We start from the raw sequence: 17,215 nt of genomic DNA, 5'->3' as shown, positions 1-17,215 counted from the left end.
ACAAGCTAATAGAATTAAATCTAGAGCGTGAGAGCATGGCAGACGAACTCAAGAGTCACCTGTCCATTGACGGGCACGTGACCACAACTGAATTCCGTTCACCGCTGTCAGTTCATCGCGAGAAAGCACCGCAAAGAGACCGTGGCGCACACGCGCGCCGGCTTTTGGGCCAGCTTCGAGCGCTGACAAACAGCATCGCTGACCTAGAACAAACGCGAGCCGAACTAGGCCTCCCGGAGCGGAGAGGGATGACCATCGCGGTCGAATTCAAACCACGTGGCGTCTACGACTACACGAAAGTTGAGTGGAAACGCGAACGTATTGAGCTACTGGCTGTGCACGAGCACAGAGACCGTGAGGTTGCGGTGCTCCACGTCCCTGATGGCAAGCTTTCAGCTTTCGTGAGTCGCGCTACCGAGTACCTGCGGGAGAACAATCCTCAAGGAACCGGCCCAAAGCACGCGTCGCTTGTAAACGCCATCGAAAACATCCGACGCGCGGCGTTCTCCGAGCTGTGGAGCGATACGGCAAAACCGCCCGAGGACGACGAGTCTCATTGGTTTCAGATTTGGCTACGCCACACTTCTGGTGAAATCCAGGACCTTGTCGCGGATTTTACAGTTTAGGCCGAGCGGCTCGGCATCGAAGTAGAGCCAGGATTTGTACGATTCCCTGGCCGCATCGTGGTCGCAGCGTATGGGGCGCGTAGCGAATTGGAGCTAACGGCGGAGCTGCTCGACCTGGTCGCAGAAATCAGGTTTGTCGAGCCTAACGCAGAGTTCTATCTTAGCGACCTCACTCCAGTCGACCAGGCTGAATGGGTCGATGACCTCCTCGGGCGGACTACTTATATCGTCGGAGATGAGCCGCACGTATGCATTTTGGATACGGGCGTAAATCTCGGCCACCCTCTGCTCGAGCCAGCGCTGAATGACAGCGATAGTCACGCTTACGACCCGACATGGGGAAAACACGACCATGACGGGCACGGTAGCGAGATGGCAGGCATCGCTCTCTATGGCGACCTTACTGCGGCGTTGAACTCGGACGATGAAATCGAGCTTCCGCACCGCCTCGAATCAGTAAAAATCCTCCCTCCCCGAGGGGCGACTCCCCCCCACTTATGGGGCGCCGTGACGACTGAAGCTATCAGTCGCGTCGAGGTTGATAAACCAGACCGAAATCGTCTGTTCGCGATGATGACAACGTCGGTCGGACACCTGGAAGGAAACCCGTCGGAATGGTCGGCGTCCATTGACCAACTGGCCTTCGGAAAACCACCAATCGATATTACGTCGATTGACGACGAGCCCGATGACACACCGTGGATTCCAAGACTATTCGTCTTGTCGGCCGGGAATGTGCAATGGGGGGACTGGGTCGAGTACCCTCGCGCAAATTATAAAAGCCCCGTTCAAAACCCCGGACAGTCGTGGAATGCACTCACAGTCGGCGCCGCGACCAATCTCACACATATAGATAAGCGCAAGCACCGAAATCTCGAGCCAATTGCGAAAAAAGGCGAGCTCTCCCCGGCGTCCACCACGTCAATCCTGTGGGCAAAGTCCCAGTGGCCGTTTAAACCTGACGTAGTGGCGGAAGGTGGCAACGGCTCAATGGACGGAGGCCTCCATCCGACCGTAGGCCCCGAATCGCTACGCGTTCTGACGACCTCGAATGATGCTACAGGCGAGTTGCTCAGCGCGTCGGGCGACACAAGCGGCGCTGCAGCAGCAGTTGCCCGCGTTTGTGCTCATCTACAGGCGCGCTACCCCGACTACTGGCCGGAGACGATTCGAGCTCTTATTGTTCACGGTGCGGAATACACCGATGCAATGTTCGCTACCCTACCTGAGTCCGCTCGGCGAAAAGAGAAAGAAGAGCTCTTGCGCACTTACGGATACGGCCTTGTGAAGCACGAGCAGTCTGAGTATTCGACTGCCCACCGCCCCACGCTAGTTGTTCAGCGGGAATTCAATCCTTATCGAAAGAGCGACGCCGGCGGCATTGTCCTCGGTGAGATGCAGCTCCACGACCTCCCTTGGCCGACTGAAGAACTTGAGAGCTTGGGCGGCGCTCAAGTTGAGATGCGCGTAACGCTTTCGTATTTCGTCGAGCCGAATCCGAGTTCTCGAGGCTGGCAAAGCAAATTTCGCTACCAGTCCTACGCTCTACGCTTCGCTGTGAAGGGTGCATCCGAAGAGGAACACCATTTCATGCGCAGAATCAACAAGCTTGAGCGCGACGAAGATGAAGACGCCGATTACGGGGACCCCGATAAGAATCAATGGCGATATGGTGCACAACTTCGCGCCCGCGGTTCCTTGCATTCGGATGTCTGGACCGGTACCGCGGCTCAGCTCGCTGCCAAAGCGCAAATTGCAGTCTTCCCGGTCGGTGGATGGTGGAAGGACTGGAAGGAACTGCGACAGTGGGATGAAACGGCACGGTATGCGCTGCTCATCTCGCTTCATGTCAGCGAAGATATCGACGCAGACATCTATACGCCAATCGCGACAATTATCGAGCAGGAAGTCGAAATTGACGTCGACATCGATGACAGTGAGTTGTGATGCGACGGGTGACTATCGGCCAGCAATCCTTCGGGCCGCGCTTGCAACGTTTCGTGCGACCGAAGGAGCAAACACTCCGTTATCCGCGCAATCATTCGCCGCGCGAAAGCTGGACGCATCCCTGAGGTTGCGCCCTTCTTGTTGTCGAACATGGACTTTTTCGCTCCTGCCGCAAACGATGTCGTACTGTACCTCGCAGCATTGCCTCCTTGGGACCACCGAGATCTACTGAGCGTTGTGCGGAACACCTGTGTATCGGGTATGTTCGATAAGCAATGCGTCCGGGTCTGGATGGAATGGTTATTCAGCCAGCGAGCCGTATTTTTGGAAGACAAGGTCCTGCGCGACTTTGTGTACCGCGGACGAATCGCTTCTCAAGCACTTGGCACGGTCACGACGGGCAACGTGGCGTGGGCGAAAGCGGGCAAGACGAAGGTGTTGTCGAGTGCGTCTTAGGACCGGCGAGCATATATCTATGCACTATCGGTGTTGGCAAACGACGAGAAGGAACATTTCCTCAATCAACTGCTGCAGAACTCGGCGTTGACGCCGACCGACAAGTGGGTAGCGAAATGGGTTAAGGCGGATTGCCCGCCGGAAGCTTCCTCCTCCATTCCGTTCTGATTGGTCTACTTCAATCGGCGTTCAAATCGCCCACATTCGACGGGTGGACCGGCACCCAATCTCCAAGGACGCACCGCACGCTGCCGTGTCTCGCGGACTACGACGTGGCTGCTACCGTCGTGTGGGATTGGTTGGACGAACGCGGCCGGCTCGACCGCAGCTTCAACTTAAGCCTGCAGCAAGACATAGGCGTCAACACAGTTCGATAGAGCTAACAACGCATTTTCTTGTGCGACCACGGATTTCACCAGAGATGCGCTAAAGATTCCTGCATCTCGGGCCGTTATGCCGGTATCTCCATAACAAGTCAACTGGATATTTCCGGGATGCAAATTCGACAATTGATGCTGGCCATCTCGCTTGTTGCGGCCGCGATGATTGCAGCCTGCAGCAACAAAGACGATACGGCGAACGACAGCGCGGCATCCGAGTCTGCCGTCCAAGCTTCGGCAACGACAAACGAGAAGCAGCCTCAGCCTGCCGCGCCCACTGTCAATGAACCCGTCCAAGCCGAACAGGCAAACCAGCAACAGCAGAACTCCACGCCTGACGCTGGCGGCCTGATGCGTGTTCACTTCGACGACATATTTACGATTACCGCAGACGGTAGCCTCTCGCCCAAGGTACCCGTCGACATAAACGGCGTGCGTATGGGTCCTGGCGTCACTTTTGGTGGGGGCGTTCAGTTTGGTGGTTTCGCATTAAGCCAGGTGGTCGGTCACGACCTCGGCGTCCGTCGACTCCCCAATGGTTTCGTGCAGCTCGTCAACTACTACAACTGATGGCTCGCAGCGATCAGCCAGGTCAACGTCGTCGAGCGTATTGAACATTGCGAATGAGATGCAAATTCCGCCGCGCTCCGGGGGAGACGCGTACTCTGGCTCTTGGTAGCCGAGGCCTGGTCCGGCGCCCGAGCAGCCCGTCGCAATGGGGCTAGACGAAATACTGAATAGTTCGCACGACCACATGCTTGGCTAACACGCACACGTCTTCGGATTGCGCCTTCGGCATGAAAGGAGAGTGGTTCGATGCCCACTCGGCCAGCGTTCGCAGCGTCACGCTGAATGTGTGTATCTGGAGGAGCACCGAGCGCTTATAGAAGCCGGATCTATCCTGCGCGGAGGCGCGTCGTCGAGCAAATGCGCGGTAAGGTCAAAACGTTGGGAAGACGCCGAGACGTGCAACGAGCGCAGCGCAAGTCTCACGCGGAGACGGGAACGGCGCTTGCGCGAGGCCGGCGAATCTGCTGGCTCACCCCGCTTGAGCCTACGAACGGTGGACTATCAGACGAAAAAGTCTAAAAACGGACTTTTTGGGACGGCGCGTGCTACCTACAGCTGTCGTTTTACGACATTTGTAGGGTAACGCCGCAGCGAAACCGACGAGAGCCTGAACAGGCATGTTTTGGCGCGCCCGGCTGGGATCGAACCAGCAACCCCTGCCTTCGGAGGGCAGTACTCTATCCATTGAGCTACGGGCGCGTGTGACAGTGAAACGACCCCGATATACAGGCCGCCCACAATTGGCAAGACGGCAAGGATACCCGGTTTCCCATGACGCGTCCACCTTGCCTGCCGAATCGCCGCCGGGCCGCGCTGCGTGCGGGTAAACACGCGCCATCGCGCCGCTCGCCGTGATGTAAACGTTCCGTCTATAATCGTCCGTGCTTCATTGGACTGCCATTTTGCCGTTGCACCGCGCTCACAATTCCTATTCATGGAGACGAGGCAAGCATGAGCGAAGCACCCCACGAATCTCCCGTCAAAACCCCCGGGCAGTTGGTTGCCGTCATCATCGCGTCGTTCGCGATCCCGATCGTCCTGATCATCCTGTTCGCCACCTATGCGAACCATGCGTTCCGTTCCGGCGCCGGCACGGACGCGCTGTCCGACGAGCAGGTCGCCGCACGTATCAAGCCGCTCGCGCAGGTCGACGTGAAGGACGCCAACGCGCCCCGCACGTACAAGACCGGCGAGGCAGTCTACAAGGCCGTCTGCGTGACCTGCCACGGCACGGGCGCCGCCGGCGCGCCGAAGTTCGGCAACAAGGACGACTGGGCGCCGCGCATCTCGCAAGGCTTCGACACGCTGCTCAAGACGGCCCTCGCTGGCAAGGGCGCGATGCCGCCGCGCGGCGGCACGAGCCCCGACGACGTCAGCGACTATGAAATCGCCCGTGCGATCGTCTACATGGCGAACAACGACGGCGCGAACTTCCCCGAACCGGCCGCGCCGGCCGCCAACGCGGCGCAGCCCGCCAGCGGCGCGGCAGGCGCGTCGGGCGCGGCCGACGCCGCGAGCGCGCAGATCGCCGCGGCGCAGGCCGCGATGGCCGCGATCCCGAAGGCCGGCGAACAGCCCGCGGCCGCTCCGGCCAGCGCCGATGCGGCAACCGCCGGCAAGGCGCTGTACACGTCGACCTGCCAGGCCTGCCACGCGGCCGGCGTGCTCGGCGCGCCGAAGTTCGGCAGCAAGGAAGACTGGGCGCCGCGCCTGAAGGAATCGATGGATACGGTCTACAACTACGCGCTGCACGGCAAGGGTGCGATGCCACCGAAGGGCGGATCGACCGCGTCGGACGCCGACGTGAAGGCAGCCGTCGACTACATGGTCAACGCGTCGAAGTAACGCCGGCCCACCCGTAAAAAACCCCCGCGAAGCACACGCATCGCGGGGGTTTTGTTTTGCCGGGCCGCCGGGCCGCCGTGTGCCCGACGGCGCCGCCGCATCACTTCTGCAGCAACGCCTTCAGGCTCGCGAGCCGATCCTTCGGCGACATCGGCGCTTCTTCCGGCGTGGGCGGCGGCGCTTCGTCGAGGCCCATCTCGGGGATGAAGCGCGACGGCTCGCACACGACCGTCTCGCGCGCCCGCTTGCGCTTCTTGCACCAGTTCAGGTGCAGGCTGCGCTGCGCGCGCGTGATCGCGACGTACATCAGCCGGCGCTCTTCCTCGATCCGCTCGCTGTCGATCGGGCCGTCGTCCTCGCTGCCGCCGCGGTGCGGCATGATGCCCTCCTCGACGCCGACCAGGAACACGTGCGGATACTCGAGCCCCTTCGACGCATGGACGGTCGACAGCCGCACGGCATCCGGATCCTCGTCCTTGCCCTCGAGCATCGACATCAGCGCGACGGTCTGGATCAGGCCGAGCAGGTTCTTGCCCGTATCGGCGAGCCCGTCCGCGTTGTGGAAGCCTTCCGCCTCGCCGTCGACGGCTTCCGTCTCGGGCTTCGTGCCCTTGCGCTTCAGCCATTCGAGGAATTCGAGGACGTTCTGCCATTTCGACTGCGCCTGGCGCTCGTCGAACGCGTCGTACAGGTACGCCTCGTAGTGGATCGCCTCCATCATGTCGTCGAGCACGACGGTCGCGGGCTCCTTGTCCGCGCGCTCGGTCAGGCGCTGGATGAAGTCGCAGAACATCCTGAGCGGCTCGACCTGGCGCGCGGACAGCCGCGCCTCGATGCCGCCCATGTACACGGCCTCGAACAGCGACACCTTCGCCTGCCCAGCGAACGAGCCGAGCGCCTCGAGCGTCGTGTTGCCGATCCCGCGGCGCGGCGTCGTGACCGCGCGGATGAACGCGGGATCGTCGTCGGCGTTCGCGATCAGCCGCAGGTACGCGCACAGGTCCTTGATCTCGGCCTTGTCGAAGAACGACTGGCCGCCGGACAGCACGTATGGGATCCGCTCGCGCCGCAGCACCTGCTCGAAGATCCGCGCCTGGAAGTTGCCGCGATACAGGATCGCGTAGTCGCGGAACTGCGCGCGCCGCTCGAACTTGTGCGCGGACAGCCGGAACACGACCGATTCGGCCTCGTGCTCCTCGTCGTTGCACGGCGTGACGGTGATCGAATCGCCCATCCCGTGCTCGGACCACAGCTTCTTCTCGAACAGCTTCGGGTTGTTCGCGATCACGTTGTTCGCGGCGGTCAGGATCCGCACCGTCGACCGGTAGTTCTGCTCGAGCTTGACCAGGTGCAGCTTCGGGAAATCCTTGCCGAGCTGCGCGAGGTTCTCGAGCGTCGCGCCACGCCAGCCGTAGATCGCCTGGTCGTCGTCGCCGACCGCCGTGAACGCGGCACGCGGGCCGGCGAGCAGCTTCAGCAGCTCGTACTGGCACGCGTTGGTGTCCTGGTACTCGTCGATCAGCAGGTAGCGCAGCTTGTTCTGCCAGCGGTCGCGCACCTGCTCGTTCTTCGCGAACAGCTCGGCGGGCAGGCGGATCAGGTCGTCGAAGTCGACCGCCTGGTACGCATGCAGCGTCGCGACGTAGTTGCGGTAGACCAGCGCGGCCTGGTGCTCGTCCTCGTTGGCCGCGATCGCCATCGCCTCGTCGGGCATGATCAGGCCGTTCTTCCACAGCGAGATGATGCTCTGGATCTTGCGGATCAGCCCCTTGTCGGTCGTGCCGAGCTGCTCCTGGATCATCCCGAAGCAGTCGTCCGAATCCATGATCGAGAACTGCGGCTTCAGGCCGACGTGCTCGGCCTCCTGACGCAGGATCTGCACGCCGAGCGAATGGAACGTGCAGACGGTGAGCTGGTTGACGGGCACCTTGCGGCCTTCCTTGCCGGGCGTGGTGAGCGTCTTGCCCTCGAGCAGCTTCCCCACGCGCTCGCGCATTTCGGCGGCCGCCTTGTTCGTGAACGTGACGGCGGCGATGTGGCGCGGCTCGAAGCCTTTCGCTTCGATCAGGTGCGCGATCTTCTGCGTGATCACGCGGGTCTTGCCGCTGCCCGCGCCGGCGAGCACGAGACAGGGACCGTCGAGGTAGCGCACCGCTTCGTTCTGGGCGGAATTGAGGCCTGCGGACATGATGGCGGATGGTGTTGCGGTTGACGGCGGAACGCCGGGAGGATGCCGTGCGCGGCAGGCTGGCGAAGCAGGCGGACACGCGGGCAGGACGCGCATGTTAACACGTCGGCGGCGCGTATTTCGGGAGCGCCACCGGACGGGGCCGTGCGGGCGGATCGGCCGGTCGCACCCCGTCCGTCCGGCCAATCCGGCCCCGTTCGCGCACCGATCGGCCACAATACGCACACACCGGCGGCGCCCCGTGCCGGGCTCGTCTGAACCGCTTGAAACGTCTGAAACACCACCGGATCGACACCATGGGATACCCGCTCGCCACCGCCGCCCTCGGCCCGCTGCTGTTCGCACAGGGGCGCTACGTGCGGCGCGTCACGCCGCGGCTGCCCGAGGCGGCCGGCCCGCGCGACGGCGTGGCCGGCGACGGCCCGCCGCTGCGCGTGCTGGTGGTCGGCGATTCGGCCGCCGCGGGCGTCGGCGTCGCGACGCAGCGCGACGCGCTGTCCGGGCAACTGGCGAGCGAACTGGCGGCCACGCACCGCGTGAGCTGGAAGCTGCTCGCGCGCACGGGCCTGACCACGCAGGATCTCGTCGATTGGCTCGCCGCCGAGCCGGCCGAGCCGTTCGACGTGGCCGTGACGTCGCTCGGCGTCAACGACGTGACGGGCGGCGTGCCGCCGGCGCGCTGGCAGGCGGCGCAGGCAGAACTCGTCCGGACGCTCGCCGGGCGCTTCCGGGTCGGGCACGTGATCCTGTCGGCAGTACCGCCGATGGAACGCTTTCCGGCGCTGCCGCAGCCGCTCGCGTGGTATCTCGGGCTGCGCGCGAAACGGCTCAACGCGGCGCTCGCCGGCTGGGCCGCCGCGCAGCCGCATTGCACGTTCCTGCGGGTCGCGCTGCCGCTCGAGCGCCACCTGATGGCCGCGGACGGCTTCCACCCAGGCGAAGCGGCATGCGCCGTGTGGGCCGCGCAGGTCGCGGCCGCCGTGCGGCAGCGGGTGGCCGCATGACACGGCTCAGCGCCCGCGCGACGCGCCGTTTACCGCGAAGCCGGGCAGGCAGCCACGTGCGCACGGTGCGCGGTCTCGCGCAAATGCCGGCTTCCTTTGCGCATGCGCCGCGTCTCTCCGCGCATTTCGCCCAACGCGCCAGTACGAGCGGCGGCGCCATGCCAAAATAGCCGGTCGTCTTCGCGCCGCCTCGGCGCGCCATCCTTTAATTTCCTTCGCAGCCAGGAATTGCCATGTCGTCATTGCTCAGGATTGGTTTGATGGGTTTCGGTTTCGCCGGCGCGACGTTCCACGCGCCCGTGATCGCCACGAGCGGCCGCACTGAAGTCGCCGCGATCGCGACGGGCCAGCCCGATCGCGCACGGGCCGCGTATCCGGGCGCGCGCGTCGTCCCCGACCTCGACACGCTGCTCGGCCTCGACGACATCGAGTGCGTGGTGATCGCCACGCCGAACGACACGCACTTCGCGCTCGCGCGCCAGGTGCTCGAAGCCGGCCGTCACGTGGTCGTCGACAAGCCCGTCACGCTCACCGCCGACGAAGCACTTGCGCTTGCGCGGCTCGCGAACGCGCGCAGCCGGCTGTTCGCGCCGTTCCACAACCGCCGCTGGGACGGCGATTTCCTGACCGTGCGCCGTGTCGTCGAATCGGGCGAGCTCGGCCGGCTCACCTACTTCGCGTCGCACTTCGACCGCTTCCGGCCGACGCCGCGCACGCGCTGGCGCGAGGAGCCCGCCCGCGGCGGCGGCCTGCTGCTCGACCTCGGCCCACACCTGATCGACCAGGCGCTCGCGCTGTTCGGTGTGCCGGAAACGGTGAGCGCGACCGTCAAGACGCGCCGCGACAACGGCACGGCGCCCGATTTCGTGCACCTGCTGCTCGGCTATCCGGACAAGGATGTCGCGCTGCACGCGAGCGCGCTGTCGGCGATCGAACCCGCGCGCTTCACGCTGCACGGCACGCGCGGCAGCTACCAGAAGTTCGGGCTCGACACGCAGGAAGACCAGCTCAAGGCCGGCCTCACCGCGGACGACGTCGAGTTCGGCGGCGGCAACCCGCCCGGCCTGTTGCGCGTGCTCGACGGCGAAATCGAAGTCGAGCGCCCGGTGCCGACGCTCGACGGCCAGTACGCGGAGTTCTACCGCGCGCTCGCCGCGTCGATCCGCGACGGCGCGCCGTTCCCCGTCACCGCGCAGGACGCCGTCGACGTGATGACGATCATCGAGCTCGCCGCGCAGAGCGAGCACGACGGCCGCCGGCTGCCGTTCGTGCGCCGCATGGTCTGACACCGCGCGCTGGCCGGTTGCAGCCGGCCGGCACGCGTGTACCGGGGCAACCGGAACATTCGGTTACAAATGCCGCGGGAACGAAAGTCAGCGGTACACCTGTCTGACGCGTTTCTCAAAAAAGTCGATCCGACACCAATCCGTCAGGAGAATGTTGATGCAACGGTTGATTCGCGCAGCAGTGTGCTGCGTGCTGGTTTCCTCGCTCGCGGCCTGTATCGTGCAGCCGCAGCAGCCGGTCCGTCAGGCGCCCCCGCCGCGGCCGAATCCGCAGGTCGTCGCGAACGAACGGGCGCAACAGATCCAGGGCCGGATCGACAACCTGCACCGCCGCATCGATGCGCGCGTGAACGGCGGCTACTATCCGCCGCCGTACGGCGCGCAGCTTCACCACCGCCTCGACGTGATCCGCCAGGAAGCGAACGACATGGCCGCGCAGCACAGCGGCGGCCTGTCCGGCGACGAGCAGCGCGTGCTGAACCAGGAACTCGACACGGCCGCGCGCGCGATCGGCGAGTAACGCGCCGGCGCCCGCCGGAGTGGAAAAAAGCGGCGGCACCGGTTGCCGCCGCTTGTCGTGAAGCGACATTTTTTTGCCCAAATTGACAAGGCCCACCCGCTCGCGTACAGTCGCCCGCACGCGTCGGGAGAGCGTGTGACCGCGTTGCTGCAACGCCGGTCGCGCCGCCGAAGGGGCACACCCGCAAACTCTCAGGCAAAAGGACCGGCCGCGTCGGGGAATCCCGTCCGCGCATTGCGCGGGCCGCACTCCCCGCACTCTGGAGAGCGGCAGTAGCCCGCTGCGCACATGCTGCGCGGGCAAGCTGCCCACCGAAGGGGCGCGCGCTCGCCGGGCTTTGCCCGCGGCGCAATCTCTCAGGTATCGAGGACAGAGGGGCATGTACCTGATCGCTCGCAGCCCGTCGGCCGCGGTGGTCGGCACATGGCCGTTCTGATCCGCGCGCAAGCGCCTTGCCTGAGGCCTCGATGACTGCACTGAATCACACCCCGCTCAACGCCGCGCACCGCGCGCTCAATGCCCGCATGGTCGACTTCGGCGGCTGGGACATGCCCGTCAACTACGGCTCGCAGATCGAAGAACACGAAGCCGTGCGCACCGACGCCGGCATGTTCGACGTGTCGCACATGTGCGTCGTCGATTTCACCGGCAGCCGCGTGCGCGCGTTCTTCGAGCACGCGATCGCGAACAACGTCGGCAAGCTGAAGACGCCCGGCAAGGCGCTCTACACGTGCCTGCTCAATCCGCAGGGCGGCGTCGTCGACGACCTGATCGTCTATTACTTCACCGAAGATTTCTTCCGCGTCGTCGTCAATGCCGGCACCGCCGAGAAAGACATCGCGTGGTTCAACACGCTCAACGAGCAAGGCGGCTACGGCCTCACGATCGCGCCGCGCCGCGATTTCGCGATCGTCGCCGTTCAGGGCCCGAACGCCCGCGAAAAGGTCTGGACGACCGTGCCCGCCGCGCGCGCCGCGACGAGCGAGCTGAAGCCGTTCAACGCCGCGCAGGTCGCCGGCACGCCGTTCGGCGATCTCACCGTCGCGCGCACCGGCTATACCGGTGAAGACGGCTTCGAGGTGATCGTCCCGGCCGTGCACGTCGTAGCGCTGTGGAACGCACTGCAGCAAAACGGCGTGCGCCCGTGCGGGCTCGGCGCGCGCGACACGCTGCGCCTCGAGGCCGGCATGAACCTGTACGGCCAGGACATGGACGACACCGTGTCGCCGCTCGACGCGGGCCTCGCATGGACGGTCGACCTCACCGCACCGCGCGACTTCATCGGCCGCGCCGCGCTCGAACGCGACGGCACGCGCGCCGCGTTCGTCGGCCTGATCCTGCAGAAGGAAAACGGCAAGGCGGGCGGCGTGCTGCGCGCACACCAGAAGGTCGTCACGCCGCACGGCGAAGGCGAGATCACGAGCGGCACGTTCTCGCCGTCGATGCAGGAATCGATCGCGTTCGCGCGCGTGCCGGCGGCCGTCCAGGTCGGCGACACGGTCCAGGTGCAAATTCGCGACAAGAATCTTCCCGCGCGCGTGGTAAAACTGCCGTTCGTGCGCAACGGCAAGGTCCTCGCTGCGTAACGGCCGGGGGGCCTCCTCCCGGGAAGCCGGGAGATGGCGCCCGGCGCAAACCACATCCGGCGCGCCCCGGCGGCGCGCCAGCAGAACGAATCACACCCTTTTATCCAGGAGCATCCGATGAGCAACGTCCCGGCCGATCTGAAATACACCGACGAACACGAGTGGATCCGCACCGAGGCAGACGGCACGCTGACGGTCGGCATCACCGATCACGCGCAGAGCACGCTCGGCGACATCGTCTTCCTCGAACTGCCCGAAGTCGGCAAGTCGGTGACCGCGGGCGACGCCGTCGGCGTCGTCGAATCGGTGAAGGCTGCATCCGACATCTACTCGCCGGTGTCCGGCGAGATCGTCGAAGTCAATGGCGCGATCGTCGACGCGCCGGATCAGGTCAACGGCGACGCGTACGCGAGCTGGCTCTTCAAGATCAAGCTCGCGGCCGGCGCATCGACCGACAAGCTGATCGACGCTGCCGCCTACACCAAGCTGATCGACTAATTTCCTTACCCGAACCGCGCGGGGCCGGCCAGCCGCCCCGTCCCGCGCGGGACCAGAGTCACGCCATGAAGCTCGAACACCCGGACCGCCTGATGAACCGCACGCCCCTCTCGCTCGCCGCGCTCGAAACGCACGACGCGTTCGCCGAACGCCATATCGGCCCCGACGCCGCCAGCCAGCAGGCCATGCTCGATACGCTCGGCTTCGCGTCGCGCGCCGCCCTGATGGACGCCGTGATCCCGGCCTCGATCCGCCGCGCCGAAACGCTGCCGCTCGGCCCGTTCGCGCAGCCGAAGAGCGAGGCCGAAGCCCTCGCCGCGCTGCGGGTTCTCGCGGACAAGAACCAGGTGTTCCGCTCGTATATCGGCCAGGGTTACCACGACACGCACACGCCGGCGGTGATCCTGCGCAACGTGCTCGAAAACCCGGCGTGGTACACGGCCTACACGCCGTACCAGCCCGAAATTTCCCAGGGCCGCCTCGAGGCGCTCCTGAACTTCCAGCAGATGGTGACCGACCTCACGGGCCTCGCAATCTCGAACGCGTCGCTGCTCGATGAAGCGACCGCCGCGGCCGAAGCGATGACGCTGCTGCAGCGCACCGGCAAGCCGGCGTCGAACGTGTTCTACGTCGCCGACGACGTGCTGCCGCAGACGCTCGAAGTGATCCGCACGCGCGCGCTGCCGATCGGCATCGAGATCAAGACGGGCCCGGCCGCCGACGCGGCACAGGCGAACGCGTTCGGCGTGCTGCTGCAATACCCGGGCGTGAACGGCGACGTGCGCGACTACCGCGCACTCACCGAAGCGATCCACGCGGCCGGCGGCCACGTGGTCGTCGCGGCCGACCTGCTCGCGCTCACCGTGCTGACGCCGCCCGGCGAATGGGGCGCGGACGTCGCGATCGGCAACACGCAGCGCTTCGGTGTGCCGATGGGCTTCGGCGGCCCGCACGCCGCGTATCTCGCGGTGCGCGATGAATTCAAGCGCCAGATGCCGGGCCGCCTCGTCGGCGTGACGGTCGACGCGCAGGGCAAGCCCGCGCTGCGCCTCGCGCTGCAAACCCGCGAACAGCACATCCGCCGCGAGAAGGCGACGTCGAACGTGTGTACCGCGCAGGCGCTGCTCGCGATCATGGCCAGCATGTACGCGGTTTACCACGGCCCGCACGGGCTGAAGACGATCGCGCTGCGCGTGAACCGCATCGCGGCGCTGTTCGCCGCCGGCGTGAAGCAGCTCGGCTTCGCGACCGTCAACGACACGTTCTTCGACACGCTGACGATCGACACCGGCGCGCGCACCGCGCAGGTTCACGAATTCGCGAAGGCGAAGCGCATCAACCTGCGCCGCGTGAGCGACACGCAAGTCGGCGTGTCGGTCGACGAAACGACGACGCGCGACGACCTCGCCGATCTCCTCACCGTGTTCGCGCAGGCCGCGGGCGGCACCGCGCCGGCCGTCGACGCGCTGGACGCAGGCCTCGCCGGCGTCGCCGCGCTGCCGGCCGGCCTCGAGCGCACGAGCGCGTACCTGACGCACCACGTGTTCAACCGCCACCATTCCGAAACCGAAATGCTGCGCTACCTGCGCAGCCTGTCGGACAAGGATCTCGCGCTCGACCGCTCGATGATCCCGCTCGGCTCGTGCACGATGAAGCTGAACGCGACGTCGGAAATGCTGCCCGTCACGTGGCCCGAGTTCGGCGGCATCCACCCGTTCGCGCCGGCCGACCAGACCGTCGGCTACCGCGAGATGATCGACCAGCTCGAGCAGATGCTCGTCGCGGCCACCGGCTACGCGGCCGTGTCGCTGCAGCCGAACGCTGGCTCGCAGGGCGAGTACGCGGGCCTGCTGATCATCCACGCGTACCACGCATCGCGCGGCGAAGCCCACCGCGACGTGTGCCTGATCCCGGCGTCCGCGCACGGCACGAACCCGGCATCCGCGCACATGGCCGGCATGAAGGTCGTGGTCGTCGCCTGCGACGCGCAGGGCAACGTCGACATCGCCGACCTGAAGGCGAAGGCCGAGCAGCACTCGAAGGACCTCGCGGCGATCATGATCACGTATCCGTCGACGCACGGCGTGTTCGAGCAGAACGTCCGCGAGATCTGCGAGATCGTGCATGCGCACGGCGGCCAGGTGTACGTCGACGGCGCGAACATGAACGCGATGGTCGGCCTGACTGCGCCGGGCCAGTTCGGCGGCGACGTGTCGCACCTGAACCTGCACAAGACCTTCTGCATCCCGCACGGCGGCGGCGGCCCGGGCGTCGGCCCGGTCGCGGTCGGCGCGCACCTCGCGAAGTTCCTGCCGAACCAGCGTTCGACCGGCTACGCGCGCGACGAAAACGGCATCGGCGCGGTGTCGGCCGCCCCGTACGGCTCGGCGTCGATCCTGCCGATCTCGTGGATGTACATCGCGATGATGGGCGCGAAGAACCTGACCGCCGCGACGGAAACCGCGATCCTCAACGCGAACTACATCGCGAAGCGCCTCGCGCCGCACTACCCGGTGCTGTACTCGGGCCCGGGCGGGCTGGTCGCGCACGAATGCATTCTCGACCTGCGTCCGATCAAGGATTCGAGCGGCATCAGCGTCGACGACGTCGCGAAGCGCCTGATGGACTACGGCTTCCACGCGCCGACGATGAGCTTCCCGGTGCCGGGCACGCTGATGGTCGAGCCGACCGAATCGGAATCGCAGGAAGAACTCGACCGCTTCATCGCCGCGATGATCGCGATCCGCGAGGAAATCCGCGCGGTCGAGGAAGGCCGCGCCGACCGCGAGGACAACCCGCTGCGTCACGCGCCGCACACGGCGGCCGTCGTCACCGCGAACGAATGGCCGCACGCGTACTCGCGCGAGCAGGCTGCGTACCCGGTCGCGTCGCTCGGCACGAACAAGTACTGGCCGCCGGTCGGCCGCGCGGACAATGCGTACGGCGACCGCAACCTGTTCTGCTCGTGCGTGCCGATGTCGGAGTACGCATAACGCGCGCCAGGCCCCGAGCCGTCCGATGGTGATCGCACCGCACGCAACTCCGTGTTGCGTGCGGTTTTTGCGTTCGCCGCCGGAACCGGTGCGCGTTCGTCCGCCAATCCGGCTAACATCACACGCGATCCAGCCAATGAAGGAGTTCCGCATGGTGCGTCCGATGTTTCCGGGCCATGGTGCACTGCAGAGTCGGCCGCGCGTGCGTGCGCGCCGGTTCGTGCCGATGCTCGTCGCGTCGCTGTCGTTTGCCGCTGTCGGCCTCGGCGCGTCCGGCAACGCGCGCGCGGCGATGAATTTCTGCGCGGCGCCGGCACTGCAGGCGAGCGAGACGACCCAGGCCGAGCCGGGCGTACAGGCGCTGATCCGCAGCGTCGACGCGCGCATCGGCGAGCAGCCGAAGGCGATGCCGCGCGTGCACACCGAGGGCACGCTGCCGCACGAAGGCATCTACGACCAGAGCGCCGCCGCGCTGAAGGACATGGACCTGATGCGCGACGCGGCGCTCGCGTGGCGCGTGACGAACGCGCCGCGCTACCTGCAGCTCGTCGACCGCTTCCTGTCCGCGTGGGTCGCAACCTACCAGCCGAGCTTCAACCCGATCGACGAGACGCGCTTCGAAAGCCTGATCATCGCGTACGACATGACCGCGAGCGCGCTGCCGGTGAAGACCCGCAACGCGACGGCCGCGTTCATCGCGAAGCTCGGCGCCGGCTATGTCGCGCAGATCGACGCGCAGAAGCGTCCGCTCACCGGCACCTGGCGCAACAACTGGCAGAGCCACCGGATCAAGCTGATCGCGCTGTCTGCGTTCACGCTCGGCGACCGCAGGATGATGAACGCCGCGCAGCGGCTGTTCGTCGAGCATCTCGCCGACAACATCGGCCCGGACGGCAAGACGTGGGACTTCGAGGAACGCGATGCGCTGCACTACGCGGTGTACGACCTGCAGCCGCTGGTGACGGCCGCGCTCGCCGCACGCCGCTTCAACCGCAACTGGCTGCGCGAGCGCGGCGCGAACGGCGCGACGCTCGCGGCCGCGCTCGACTGGCTCGTGCCGTACGCGCTCGGCGAGAAAACCCACGAGGAATTCGTGAATTCGCCGGTGCCGTTCGACGCGAAGCGCCGCGAGGCCGGCCTGCCGGGCTACACGGGGCAGTGGGACCCGAAAAACGCCACCGAACTCTTTCATCTGGCCGCGCGACTGGACGGGCGCTATGCCCGCGTCGCGCAGCAGCTTTCCCCGACGCCGCCCGCATGGCTCGCCGCGTGCCTGCCATTGCAGGCGCGCTAGCACTACTCTTATAAGCAAGGCA

Annotated in this window: 12 protein-coding genes, 1 tRNA gene and 2 riboswitches; of the genes, 11 read left to right on the top strand and 2 right to left on the bottom strand. The window is 65.7% G+C overall.

Annotation, left to right across the window (positions count from 1 at the left end; genetic code table 11):
• The first annotated feature begins 35 nt into the window (after positions 1 to 35).
• The 3 genes from ACM6JT_RS06670 to ACM6JT_RS06660 all read left to right on the top strand — a co-directional run bounded on the left by ACM6JT_RS06670 (position 36) and on the right by ACM6JT_RS06660 (position 3,979).
• Positions 36 to 626 carry a hypothetical protein gene (locus ACM6JT_RS06670; RefSeq protein WP_414856142.1) on the top strand — a complete coding sequence of 197 codons (591 nt, stop codon included), beginning with the start codon at positions 36 to 38 and terminating at the stop codon, positions 624 to 626.
• Positions 627 to 713: 87 nt separating this feature from the next.
• Positions 714 to 2,573 (top strand): S8 family peptidase, encoded by a 1,860-nt coding sequence (locus ACM6JT_RS06665; RefSeq protein WP_414856141.1) that lies wholly within the window; start codon positions 714 to 716, stop codon positions 2,571 to 2,573.
• 950 nt (positions 2,574 to 3,523) lie between these two features.
• Positions 3,524 to 3,979 carry a hypothetical protein gene (locus ACM6JT_RS06660; protein WP_414856140.1) on the top strand — a complete coding sequence of 152 codons (456 nt, stop codon included), beginning with the start codon at positions 3,524 to 3,526 and terminating at the stop codon, positions 3,977 to 3,979.
• A gap of 623 nt (positions 3,980 to 4,602) precedes the next feature.
• Here the strand turns inward: ACM6JT_RS06660 and ACM6JT_RS06655 are convergent.
• Positions 4,603 to 4,678 (bottom strand) — tRNA-Arg (locus ACM6JT_RS06655).
• Between the two features lie 252 nt (positions 4,679 to 4,930).
• Between ACM6JT_RS06655 and ACM6JT_RS06650 the strand changes: the two genes are divergently transcribed.
• The gene (locus tag ACM6JT_RS06650; protein ID WP_034183876.1) at positions 4,931 to 5,824 is read left to right on the top strand and encodes a c-type cytochrome; all 894 of its coding nucleotides are present in this window, start codon (positions 4,931 to 4,933) and stop codon (positions 5,822 to 5,824) included.
• Positions 5,825 to 5,924: 100 nt separating this feature from the next.
• On the opposite strand, the gene ACM6JT_RS06645 is transcribed toward ACM6JT_RS06650, so the two are convergent.
• Complete coding sequence (locus ACM6JT_RS06645; RefSeq protein ID WP_105390403.1) at positions 5,925 to 8,012, bottom strand: UvrD-helicase domain-containing protein; 2,088 nt, start codon at positions 8,010 to 8,012, stop codon at positions 5,925 to 5,927.
• A 296-nt stretch (positions 8,013 to 8,308) separates the two neighbouring features.
• Between ACM6JT_RS06645 and ACM6JT_RS06640 the strand changes: the two genes are divergently transcribed.
• From ACM6JT_RS06640 to ACM6JT_RS06610, 7 genes are all read left to right on the top strand, one after another.
• Positions 8,309 to 9,016, top strand: coding sequence for an SGNH/GDSL hydrolase family protein (locus ACM6JT_RS06640; RefSeq protein WP_414856139.1), 708 nt, complete (start codon positions 8,309 to 8,311; stop codon positions 9,014 to 9,016).
• Positions 9,017 to 9,249: 233 nt separating this feature from the next.
• Positions 9,250 to 10,302, top strand: coding sequence for an oxidoreductase (locus ACM6JT_RS06635; RefSeq protein WP_407971040.1), 1,053 nt, complete (start codon positions 9,250 to 9,252; stop codon positions 10,300 to 10,302).
• Positions 10,303 to 10,459: 157 nt separating this feature from the next.
• Positions 10,460 to 10,822 (top strand): hypothetical protein, encoded by a 363-nt coding sequence (locus ACM6JT_RS06630; protein WP_034183988.1) that lies wholly within the window; start codon positions 10,460 to 10,462, stop codon positions 10,820 to 10,822.
• A gap of 114 nt (positions 10,823 to 10,936) precedes the next feature.
• Positions 10,937 to 11,040: riboswitch (glycine riboswitch) on the top strand.
• A 31-nt stretch (positions 11,041 to 11,071) separates the two neighbouring features.
• Positions 11,072 to 11,205: riboswitch (glycine riboswitch) on the top strand.
• 84 nt (positions 11,206 to 11,289) lie between these two features.
• The gene (gene gcvT, locus ACM6JT_RS06625) at positions 11,290 to 12,408 is read left to right on the top strand and encodes a glycine cleavage system aminomethyltransferase GcvT (protein WP_243565082.1); all 1,119 of its coding nucleotides are present in this window, start codon (positions 11,290 to 11,292) and stop codon (positions 12,406 to 12,408) included.
• A 117-nt stretch (positions 12,409 to 12,525) separates the two neighbouring features.
• Positions 12,526 to 12,906 carry a glycine cleavage system protein GcvH gene (gene gcvH, locus ACM6JT_RS06620; RefSeq protein WP_034183871.1) on the top strand — a complete coding sequence of 127 codons (381 nt, stop codon included), beginning with the start codon at positions 12,526 to 12,528 and terminating at the stop codon, positions 12,904 to 12,906.
• A 65-nt stretch (positions 12,907 to 12,971) separates the two neighbouring features.
• The gene (gene gcvP, locus ACM6JT_RS06615; RefSeq protein WP_407971042.1) at positions 12,972 to 15,899 is read left to right on the top strand and encodes an aminomethyl-transferring glycine dehydrogenase; all 2,928 of its coding nucleotides are present in this window, start codon (positions 12,972 to 12,974) and stop codon (positions 15,897 to 15,899) included.
• Positions 15,900 to 16,050: 151 nt separating this feature from the next.
• Positions 16,051 to 17,193: an alginate lyase family protein gene (locus tag ACM6JT_RS06610; RefSeq protein WP_217590124.1), complete on the top strand. Its 1,143-nt coding sequence runs from the start codon at positions 16,051 to 16,053 to the stop codon at positions 17,191 to 17,193.
• Positions 17,194 to 17,215: the final 22 nt, after the last annotated feature.

It is taken from the genome of Burkholderia sp. IT-111MI5, assembly GCF_949752865.1.
Lineage (GTDB): Bacteria > Pseudomonadota > Gammaproteobacteria > Burkholderiales > Burkholderiaceae > Burkholderia > Burkholderia pyrrocinia_C.
This window is presented reverse-complemented; position numbering and strand designations above follow the sequence as displayed.

Excerpts from the sequence above, each read along its gene's own strand:
- ACM6JT_RS06670 (WP_414856142.1), top strand. The coding sequence starts at position 36 with ATGGCAGACGAACTCAAGAGTCACCTGTCCATTGACGGGCACGTGACC.
- ACM6JT_RS06660 (WP_414856140.1), top strand. The coding sequence starts at position 3,524 with ATGCAAATTCGACAATTGATGCTGGCCATCTCGCTTGTTGCGGCCGCG.
- ACM6JT_RS06650 (WP_034183876.1), top strand. The coding sequence starts at position 4,931 with ATGAGCGAAGCACCCCACGAATCTCCCGTCAAAACCCCCGGGCAGTTG.
- ACM6JT_RS06645 (WP_105390403.1), bottom strand. The coding sequence starts at position 8,012 with ATGTCCGCAGGCCTCAATTCCGCCCAGAACGAAGCGGTGCGCTACCTC.
- ACM6JT_RS06640 (WP_414856139.1), top strand. The coding sequence starts at position 8,309 with ATGGGATACCCGCTCGCCACCGCCGCCCTCGGCCCGCTGCTGTTCGCA.
- ACM6JT_RS06635 (WP_407971040.1), top strand. The coding sequence starts at position 9,250 with ATGTCGTCATTGCTCAGGATTGGTTTGATGGGTTTCGGTTTCGCCGGC.
- ACM6JT_RS06630 (WP_034183988.1), top strand. The coding sequence starts at position 10,460 with ATGCAACGGTTGATTCGCGCAGCAGTGTGCTGCGTGCTGGTTTCCTCG.
- gcvT (WP_243565082.1), top strand. The coding sequence starts at position 11,290 with ATGACTGCACTGAATCACACCCCGCTCAACGCCGCGCACCGCGCGCTC.
- gcvH (WP_034183871.1), top strand. The coding sequence starts at position 12,526 with ATGAGCAACGTCCCGGCCGATCTGAAATACACCGACGAACACGAGTGG.
- gcvP (WP_407971042.1), top strand. The coding sequence starts at position 12,972 with ATGAAGCTCGAACACCCGGACCGCCTGATGAACCGCACGCCCCTCTCG.
- ACM6JT_RS06610 (WP_217590124.1), top strand. The coding sequence starts at position 16,051 with ATGGTGCGTCCGATGTTTCCGGGCCATGGTGCACTGCAGAGTCGGCCG.